Origin of the sequence: Streptomyces sp. NBC_01237, assembly GCF_035917275.1 — a bacterium.
Taxonomy (GTDB): domain Bacteria; phylum Actinomycetota; class Actinomycetes; order Streptomycetales; family Streptomycetaceae; genus Streptomyces.
Genome location: NZ_CP108510.1, coordinates 308164 through 316404, shown reverse-complemented (window position 1 = coordinate 316404; position 8241 = coordinate 308164). Strand labels below are relative to the sequence as shown.

Sequence of the window (8241 nt, the reverse complement as noted above, 5' to 3'; positions counted from 1 at the left end):
GTCCCACAGCGCTGCGCGCTGTGCAAGCGAAGCGGCTCGCTTCGCTCCCCGCGGCCCTGCTTCGCAGGGCCCATGCGAAGCAGAGGGGCCCTTTTCGCTTCGCTCAATGGGCGAAGCGAAGCGCTACGCACTTCGCCCTGCGAAGCAGGTTCAATCCTTTCGCTTCGCTTCAGGATCAATTGCAGTGCGAAGCACTGCAATTGATGACTGGTCCGCTTCGCTCCCCGGCTGGCTCCTTCCGGCTTCGCCTCCAGGACCGAGGAGCCCGCTTCGCGGGCACTTGGCCACTAAGGAGGAGGGGGAGTCCATGTCAGGGCTCAGCGCAACAAGTGCATCGAGTTAATGCACTATGTAACGTTGGCGGAATCTGGAGAACCCCTTAGATTGCCGATCCGAGCCGCGTCTGACGGTTAATCAATGTCAGGCCGCTGGACCTCACTTCACAGGGAAAGGCTGTAGGCCTTCGCCCCGGAACAGTACCCCCAGGTACCGAAAGAGTGAATTCTGGCATCCGGGGGTGCGGGAGCCGAACAGCCCCGGAGCCGGCGGCGGAATCCGCCACGGACTCCAACCCTGCTCCTTGGTGACTGTCCGTCACGGCCGACACGACCCGAGACTCGGTGGGCTACTGCCCTCTACGGTCCGCAGCCCGTCTTCCGGCCCGCATGCGAAGCCACACTCACCACGGCCTCCTGCGGCCAGAAGTGGACCTCAGCCAACTAATACTGACGAAAGCTAAGAAACCCCAGGTCAAAGACATGCGGGTTAGGAGATGTGTCCCCTCAGCCGGGACATAACCAAGACGATGTGTCCCGACTGAGGGGGCTTATCGCCCCTTCAATGTCAACTGGAGGCAACATAAATCCAGGGTGGATGTCAAGTAGAGGTAACATCTAATGGCTCATCGGTGTGCGCATGACTCAGGGAACGCAGTGTGGGAGTTGTGTCCCCTCTGGTGGGACACAACTCTTTGGCGTGTCGTGTCCAAGCAACATGGATGTCAAGCTGAGGTGACATATTGTCGCCGGAAGGAAGATCCAGTTTCTGGGAGAGCTATCTCGTGCCAACCGATCCGCAGCATCGCAGGAACGCCGGTCTTCGTGGCGAGCCACAGCCCAAGCTGCCTCTGAACGATCCATCCGACGCTTTTGATCAGCACCTCATGCCAGTCAGAGGCCTGGACGACCTCGCCCGGCAGTACCCCGGCCGGAAGCTGACGCTTGACAGCCAGCGCAGGCCGATGGAGTTCTACGGTGCTCCGAACCAACCGAACGCCTTCTCCATGGACAGCCTGGAGTTCTTCCTCGTCATCGCGCAGTTCTTCCGCGAGGCGCTGCCTCTGCGGATAATCCTGCTGCTCATCGCCTGCCAACGTGCGGGAGGTCGCATCCAACTGACGCAGGAGGAGATGGCAACCGTCCTAGGCGTATCCCGTACGAAGGCGAACGAGGCACTGTCCGAGGTCATGTTGCACGGCATCGTGTTCAAGGTGAAGCGCGGGGTCTACCAGTTCAACCCGCCCTACAGCTACCGTGTCGCAGAGTTCATCCCCGGCACCGAAACCACCCCGGCCGAGTACGTCAAGGTCGACCAGCACACCACCATCTCGAAGATCCGATCGGACCAGAGCCTCCCCGACTTGGTGCGCTTCCCCTCCTTGGAGAAGATGCGCGAGGAAATCAACAGGCTGCGGACCGACCGGGCGGAACAACGAGCCCAGCGCCGCAAAGACCGCGCGCAGCGGCAAGAGAGGGAGACTGACCAGTGAGTCTGCATTTCGCTGCCGTCAACGCCGAAGGCATCGTCGCCGATCTGGACCTGCTACCCGCGGCCTACCGCGTGCTGCTCAAGCTCCGCGCGCACAGCGAGCCCGGCGGACGCATCGAGATCGACCAGAGCACCATCGCCAAGATGCTCAAGCTGAGCCGTCCTGCGGTGAACGCTGCGATGCGAGACCTGGACTTGGCCCAGTTGGTGAAGAAACAGCGCGCTGGGATCTACCAGATCAACGCCATGCTCGCTGCCTACCTCACCCCCGAGGACGCCGTCGCCGCAGTCAGGGAGATGCCCAAGCAACAACGGCTGAACTCCCCGGACTTCCTCGACCGCTACAAGAGCGCAGCGGCCGCCTACCAGGACCAGCTCGCCGTCAAGCGACGGGAGAGGGACGACCAGAAACGCCGTCAGGTGTTCAGAGCCGTCTCCTGATCGGAGACCGGAGAAGCACCCCAACGCGGGGACCCGACCGCGTACACGGGGCAGGCTTGTCATCATCAGCCTCCTTCGCCGAACCCCTGGCCTGCCTCGGGCTGGTCCCACACGAGCGTGTAGCGCCAGAACAGACGTCGTCGCAGTCGCGCGCCGGGGAGGATGTTTCCGGTTGCGCGGACGATGTCGTCAAAGGTCATGTCCGCCGAGCGGACAGGCGCCGTCATGGAGACGGGCCGGGGCGAAGGACGGCCCTTGTTCTTCAGCCAGCCCATGGCCGCGTTGGCCGGAATGGACGCGACACCGAGCAGGTGGTCCACAGGCGTCCGGGCGCGGGACAGGCCGACGACCACCAGGACTCCTCCCGGCGCCAGATGACGGCGGAAGCAGGTGAGCGTCTCGGCGAACGGCAGATGGTGGAGGGTGGCGACGCATGTGATGACGTCGTAGGAGCCGGAGGGGAACTCGGCTACGACGTCCGCCACGGTGTAGGTCACAGGAAGCGCGGCGGGAGTCAGCTTCCGGGCCCGGGCAGTGATCACCGGATCGGAATCGACCGCCCTCACGGCGGCGCCACGTCCGGCCAGGAGTCTTGCGAGGTCGCCACTGCCGGAGCCGATGTCCAGGGCGTGGTCGAAGCGTCCGGGCAGCTGCCGCAGGATCCAGCGGTGGAAGTGGGCGTTGTGGTCCCAGGGATAAGCGGCATTGAACCGTTCGAGGGCCCGTAGGACACGAGGCGACAGGATCTTCATCCGCCCAGTCCATCAAGTCCCGGCCGCATGCACACCCCCGTTGGCCGTCGACGGAATCGGCCGGTGCTTCGTTCTGGTGTGCGAGCGGCCCGGTGCGGGGCGCCCGGAGCGTAACTGCTCGCCCGTTCCGGCGTTCAGCAACAGGGCCTGCCAAACGGTGGTCGGGCACCACTGTTGAAGGAGGACCCGTGGGCGCCGCGCAACACGTCCGAGACGTACTGACCCAGAACTTCGGCGTCGACTCACAGGCGGTTCCCGCGGACACTCCGCTGCATCAGCTGCGTCTGGACTCGCTGGCCCTGGAGGAGCTGCGGGTGATCATCGAGGACCGGATGGGCATCGACCTGGACGACGTACATCTGACCTCTCGGCACACCGTCGCCCAACTCATCGATCTCGTGGGCCTCAAGGCGGCCCTGTGAAGGCGGCGCGTGGCGCGCGGTTCGCGGCGGCGGTGACCGGCGTGGGCCTGGTCACGGCCGCCGGAATCGGTGCCGGGCGGACCTGGCACCACATCACGCACTCCACCACACCGTCGGGAGTGGGCCCGCACCCGGCGCTGGTGGGGATGGCCTGCGACTTCGCCTATACCGTCGGCGGGTTCGACTCCGCGGCGCTGCTCGGGGTCGCCACATCCCGGCTGATGGACCGTTTCTCCCAGCTGGCGGTGGTCGCGGCGCGCGAGGCCGTTTCGGCGGCGGGGCTGGACCACCGCGTGTGGGACGGCGACCGGGTCGCGGTGGTCATCGGATCGGGCCACGGCGGTGTGCCCTTCTACGACGAACAGATCGCCGTGCTCGGCGAGCGTGGAGCCCGGCGGGTCTCCCCCAAGGTGGGGCTGCTCACGCCTGTCAGTGGGGCGGCCGACAGCGTGTGCCGCGATCTCGGGGCGGGAGGGCCCAGCTTCGCGATCTCCACGGCCTGCGCCTCGGGCACGCACGCGCTGGGCACAGCACACCAGTTGCTGCGGTCCGGGGCCTGCGACATCGTCATCGCGGGCGGTGCGGAGTCCGCGGCGAGCCGGCTGCTGGTGGCCGGCGCCAATCAGCTCAAAGCCCTGTCCACCCGCCGGGACGACCCGACGGCCGCATGCCGCCCCTTCGACGCCGACCGCGACGGTTTCGTCCTCGGCGAAGGCGCCGGTCTGCTGGTTCTGGAGCGCCCCGAGCACGCCCGTGCGCGCGGCGCCACCGTCCTGGCCGAGCTCACCGGCTACGGGGCGGCCACCGACCCCGACGCGACCGTCGCGCCCGACCCCGACGGGGCAGGTCTGGAACGGGCGTTGCGTGCCGCGCTCGCGGATGCGGGTCTGACCGGCTCCGACGTCGACCACGTCAACGCCCACGGCACCGGGACGGTCCTCAACGACCTCGTGGAGAGCGCCGTCATCGCCCGGGTGTGCGGACAGCGTCCGCTGGTCACGTCCACCAAGGCGATGACCGGACACACCCTCGGCGCCTCCGGAGGGATCGAGTCCGCCCTGACCGTGCTGGCGCTCCATCATCAGCTCGTCCCGCCCACCGCGAACCTCACATCCCTGGACCCCGCCGTCCAGGTCGAGGTGGTGGCCAAGGAGGCCCGGCCCGCCCGTCTGGACTGCGCGGTGAAGTCGTCGATGGGGTTCGGCGGGTTCGCCGCCGCCCTGGTGCTCACGCGGGCATGATCCGCCGCCCTGAGACCGCCGCCGCTCCGCCCGGCGCGGGCCATCAACATGAGGAAGCCATGCCCGAAGAAATCGTCCGTACCCTGACCGTGGACGGCCTGTCCTACTCCTACCGGCTGGTCCCCGGGCCCCGTACCCGGACCGACCCGGTACTCGTCCTGGGCGGCGCGTTGCAGGGGATGTACGGGTGGCCCCAGATCGAGGACCGGCTGGGCGCGGTGACGGATGTGATCACCGCCGACCTCCCCGGCACCGGCAGCGCCGACCCGCTGGCCGCGCACGACGCGCTCCCGCTGCTCTGCCGGGCGACCGAGCAGATCATCGACGACCTAGGCGTGGACCGCGTCAATCTGTTCGGCTACTCCTTCGGAGCGGTCATCGCGTACCTGTGTGCGCAGCGTCGGCCCCGGCTGGTCTCCCGGCTGGTCCTCGGCGGCGTACCGACTTCGCTCTCCGACGCCCAGTACGCCCGCCTCCAGGAGCTGTCCGACGAGTTGGAGGCGGGCCGTCTCCACGAATTCGCGGCGTTGTTCGCCGAGTCCATGCTGTGCAGGGACCCCGCGCTGCCCGTGCTCCACCGGCACCTCGCCTACCGGTATGTGAAGCGGGCCGTGTACCAGACGTACTCCCGCACGCCGCATGCCCAGGCTTCCCTGGAACGCGCGCTCAGCACGGCGGTCCCCTCCTTGGAGGGAGGGCTCGACGGGGTGCCGACGCTGGTGTTCAGCGGCGAGCACGACAATCTCACCCCCGTGGACGAGCAGCGGGCCTTCGCCTCGACGATCGAGCACGGCACGTTCCTTCAGGTGCGCGACTCGGACCACTGGGTCGTGCTGGAACGGGCCCATGACGTGGCGGACCTCGCACTGCGCTATTTCACCGGCCGGTCGCTGAAGGACGCGCCGTACGTGCTGCCCGAGAAGAACGGCACGGGATATGACACGGCAGCGCACAACGGCGTGCTGCCGGAGCAGAGCGCGTCGCGCGCCGGCGTCATGGGCGTGGCCTCCCGGTAGCGCGGCGCTCCTCGGCGCGCTCCTCCTGCGGTTTCGGTCCTACGAGTCCCGCTCCCCCGCCTGTTCGGCCTCGGCGCGCAGGCTGCGTGCGCGGTCGGCCGGGTCGTAGCCCGGACCGACGCCGTCGATCAGCAGGAGGTCCCCCTCGATGTGGTCGCTGCGCAGCGGCAGGATCTCCTGGTACGCCGGGGAGTCGTACCAGGCGCGGGCCACGTCCAGGCCGGGGAACTCGATCAGCACCATGGTGCCGGGCCAGTTCCCCTCCAGCACTTGGGTGGGCGGGCCGTGGATGACGAAGCGGCCCTCGAAGGGGTCGAGGGTTGCCTGGATGCGCTCCAGGTACTCGATGATGTCGGAGTGATGACGGCGGCTGCGGAGATGGGCGAAGCCGAAAGCGGGCACGGTCGGGCTCCTCGGTTCCGGGAACATGAGCGGTGACCGAACCTAGCCGGGAGTGGGCGGAGCCGCGATTACCTCACACGTCATCATGAGCGGTGCCACGAGCGGGAGTTCCCTCCCCCGCTCGGTCTCAGTGGATGTCCGCCGGTACGCCCCGGAAGGTGCGCCGGTAGGCGAGCGGGGTCACGCCGATGGCCGTGTGCAGGTGCTGGCGCAGCGACGTACCCGTGCCGAAGCCGACCTGGGCGGCGATGTCGTCCACCGGAAAGTCGGTGGATTCCAGCAGATGGCGTGCCCTGGCGACGCGCTGCTGGATCAGCCACCGCCCCGGACTCATGCCCACCTCCTCGCCGAAGCGGCGGGCGAAGGTCCGCAGGCTCATGCGGGCGTGGTCGGCGAGTTCGGCCAGGGTCAGCGGCTCGCGCAGGTTCTCCAGCGCCCACTGACGGGTGGCCGCGGTTCCGTTCGCCGAGGTCTCGGGCACCGGCTGCTCGATGTACTGCGCCTGCCCGCCGTCCCGCCACGGCGGTACGACGCAGGCGCGCGCGACACGGTTGGCGATCTCGGTGCCGTGGTCCTTGCGTACGAGGTGCAGGCAGACGTCGACCCCCGAGGCGGCGCCCGCCGATGTCAGCACGTCACCGTCGTCGACGAAGAGCACGTCCGGATCGAGCGCGATGTGCGGGAACCACTGCTGGAAGACGCGGGCGAGCGCCCAGTGTGTGGTGGCCGGGCGGCCGTCGAGCAGTCCGGCGGCCGCGAGGAGGAAGGCGGCGGTGCAGATCGACACGACGCGCGCGCCCGTCGGAACGGAGGCCAGGGCTGTGGCGAGGGCCGGTGGCACCTCCCGCGTGATGAGTGAGGTGTCGAACGGGGGGATCACAACGGTGTCGGCCGTGGCCAGCACCTCCGGGCCGTGCTCGACATGGACCGAGAAATCGGAGTTCGTCCGCACGGGGCGTCCGTCGACGGTGCAGGTGACCACCTCGTACCGGCCGTCCGCGGCTCCGAAGACCCGGCTCGGAATGCCCAGTTCGAACGGGTACACGCCGTCCAGTGCGAGGACGACGACGCGGTGAACATGTCCCATGGCAGGATCCTGTCGAAAGATGGCAATCATGCCATGGTACGGAACGGGCCGGTCCGCCACGCTGGACCCATGAGCCACAGCACAGCGGACAACACCGCACCGGCCGCCGCCACCATGCGCGCCATCAGCCAGGACATCAACGGCACCCCCGACGTCCTCAAGGAGGTCCGTCTGCCGAAGCCCGTCCCCGGACCGAGCCAGATCTCGGTCGCCGTCCGCGCGGCCGGTGTCAATCCCACCGACTGGAAGCACCGGGCCGGCGGCGGCTTCCTCGACCGGCTGCCGCTCGTCCTCGGCTGGGACGTCTCCGGAGTCGTCGAAGCCGTCGGCTACGGCGTCACCCTGTTCAAGCCCGGCGACGAGGTCTTCGGCATGCTCCCCTACCCGTACGGTGTGGGCTCCCACGCCGAGTACGTGACCGCCCCGGCGCGCGCCTTCGCCCACAAGCCCGCCGGTATCGACCACATCCAGGCCGGGGCCCTCCCGCTCGCCGCCCTGACCGCGTACCAGGCGCTCGTCGACACCGCCGGGGTCCGCCCCGGTCAGCGGGTCCTCGTCCACGCGGCCGCCGGTGGCGTCGGTCATCTCGCCGTCCAGATCGCCAAGGCCCGCGGCGCGTACGTCATCGGCACCGCCAGCGCTCCCAAGCACGACTTCGTCCGCTCGCTCGGCGCCGACGAGGTGATCGACTACCGCAGCGTCGACTTCGCCGAAGCCGTCCAGAACATCGATGTCGTCCTCGACCCCCTCTCCGGCGACACCCGCGCCCGGTCGCTCGGCATCCTGCGCCCCGGCGGCGTCCTCGTCTCCCTCCTGCCGGGGACGGACCCGGACGAGGCCGCACGGGCGGACGGGCTGGGTGTCCGCGTCGAAACCCTGCTCGTGGAGGCGGACCACGCGGGCATGAGGGCGATCGCGGACCTCGTGGAGGCCGGCTCGCTGCGCGCCCACATCGAGGCCGTCTTCCCGCTCGCCGAAGCGGCCGCGGCGCACGCCCTCGGAGAGACCGACCGGACCACGGGCAAGATCGTGCTCACCGTCGGACCGCAGGCGTCCTGACCGTCGCGGTGCGGCGGAGTTCACCGACCGCTGTCCTGGGCGGGGCACCGGTCG

The 8241-nt window shown here is 68.7% G+C and carries 9 protein-coding genes; 6 read left to right on the top strand and 3 right to left on the bottom strand.

Going from position 1 to position 8241, the window contains the following annotated elements:
- The first annotated feature begins 1060 nt into the window (after positions 1-1060).
- Together OG251_RS44630 and OG251_RS44625 are read left to right on the top strand one after the other, a co-directional pair.
- A complete protein-coding gene (locus OG251_RS44630) occupies positions 1061-1768 on the top strand; it encodes a hypothetical protein (RefSeq protein WP_326683023.1) in 708 nt (235 codons plus the stop codon).
- Positions 1765-2208, top strand: coding sequence for a MarR family transcriptional regulator (locus tag OG251_RS44625; RefSeq protein WP_326683022.1), 444 nt, complete (start codon positions 1765-1767; stop codon positions 2206-2208). Before OG251_RS44630 ends, OG251_RS44625 begins: the two co-directional genes overlap by 4 nt.
- 65 nt (positions 2209-2273) lie before the next feature.
- On the opposite strand, the gene OG251_RS44620 is transcribed toward OG251_RS44625, so the two are convergent.
- On the bottom strand, positions 2274-2960 hold the full coding sequence (locus OG251_RS44620; protein WP_326683021.1) for a class I SAM-dependent methyltransferase: 687 nt from the start codon (positions 2958-2960) through the stop codon (positions 2274-2276).
- Positions 2961-3148: 188 nt separating this feature from the next.
- On the opposite strand from OG251_RS44620, the gene OG251_RS44615 reads away from it, so the two are divergent.
- From OG251_RS44615 to OG251_RS44605, 3 genes are read left to right on the top strand one after another with little or no spacing between them, the layout of a single operon-like run.
- Complete coding sequence (locus OG251_RS44615; protein ID WP_073724391.1) at positions 3149-3382, top strand: acyl carrier protein; 234 nt, start codon at positions 3149-3151, stop codon at positions 3380-3382.
- Positions 3379-4623, top strand: coding sequence for a beta-ketoacyl-[acyl-carrier-protein] synthase family protein (locus tag OG251_RS44610; protein ID WP_326683020.1), 1245 nt, complete (start codon positions 3379-3381; stop codon positions 4621-4623). Before OG251_RS44615 ends, OG251_RS44610 begins: the two co-directional genes overlap by 4 nt.
- A gap of 59 nt (positions 4624-4682) precedes the next feature.
- On the top strand, positions 4683-5639 hold the full coding sequence (locus OG251_RS44605; RefSeq protein WP_326683019.1) for an alpha/beta fold hydrolase: 957 nt from the start codon (positions 4683-4685) through the stop codon (positions 5637-5639).
- A 39-nt stretch (positions 5640-5678) separates the two neighbouring features.
- Here OG251_RS44605 and OG251_RS44600 read toward each other — a convergent pair whose 3' ends face one another.
- Both OG251_RS44600 and OG251_RS44595 read right to left on the bottom strand, forming a co-directional pair.
- The gene (locus OG251_RS44600) at positions 5679-6041 is read right to left on the bottom strand and encodes a DUF1330 domain-containing protein (protein ID WP_326683018.1); all 363 of its coding nucleotides are present in this window, start codon (positions 6039-6041) and stop codon (positions 5679-5681) included.
- A gap of 127 nt (positions 6042-6168) precedes the next feature.
- Positions 6169-7128 (bottom strand): GlxA family transcriptional regulator, encoded by a 960-nt coding sequence (locus OG251_RS44595; protein ID WP_326683017.1) that lies wholly within the window; start codon positions 7126-7128, stop codon positions 6169-6171.
- A gap of 114 nt (positions 7129-7242) precedes the next feature.
- On the opposite strand from OG251_RS44595, the gene OG251_RS44590 reads away from it, so the two are divergent.
- Positions 7243-8187, top strand: coding sequence for an NADP-dependent oxidoreductase (locus tag OG251_RS44590; protein ID WP_326683039.1), 945 nt, complete (start codon positions 7243-7245; stop codon positions 8185-8187).
- The last annotated feature ends 54 nt before the right edge of the window (positions 8188-8241 follow it).

Excerpts from the sequence above, each read along its gene's own strand:
- OG251_RS44620 (WP_326683021.1), bottom strand. The coding sequence starts at position 2,960 with ATGAAGATCCTGTCGCCTCGTGTCCTACGGGCCCTCGAACGGTTCAAT.
- OG251_RS44605 (WP_326683019.1), top strand. The coding sequence starts at position 4,683 with ATGCCCGAAGAAATCGTCCGTACCCTGACCGTGGACGGCCTGTCCTAC.
- OG251_RS44595 (WP_326683017.1), bottom strand. The coding sequence starts at position 7,128 with ATGGGACATGTTCACCGCGTCGTCGTCCTCGCACTGGACGGCGTGTAC.
- OG251_RS44590 (WP_326683039.1), top strand. The coding sequence starts at position 7,243 with ATGCGCGCCATCAGCCAGGACATCAACGGCACCCCCGACGTCCTCAAG.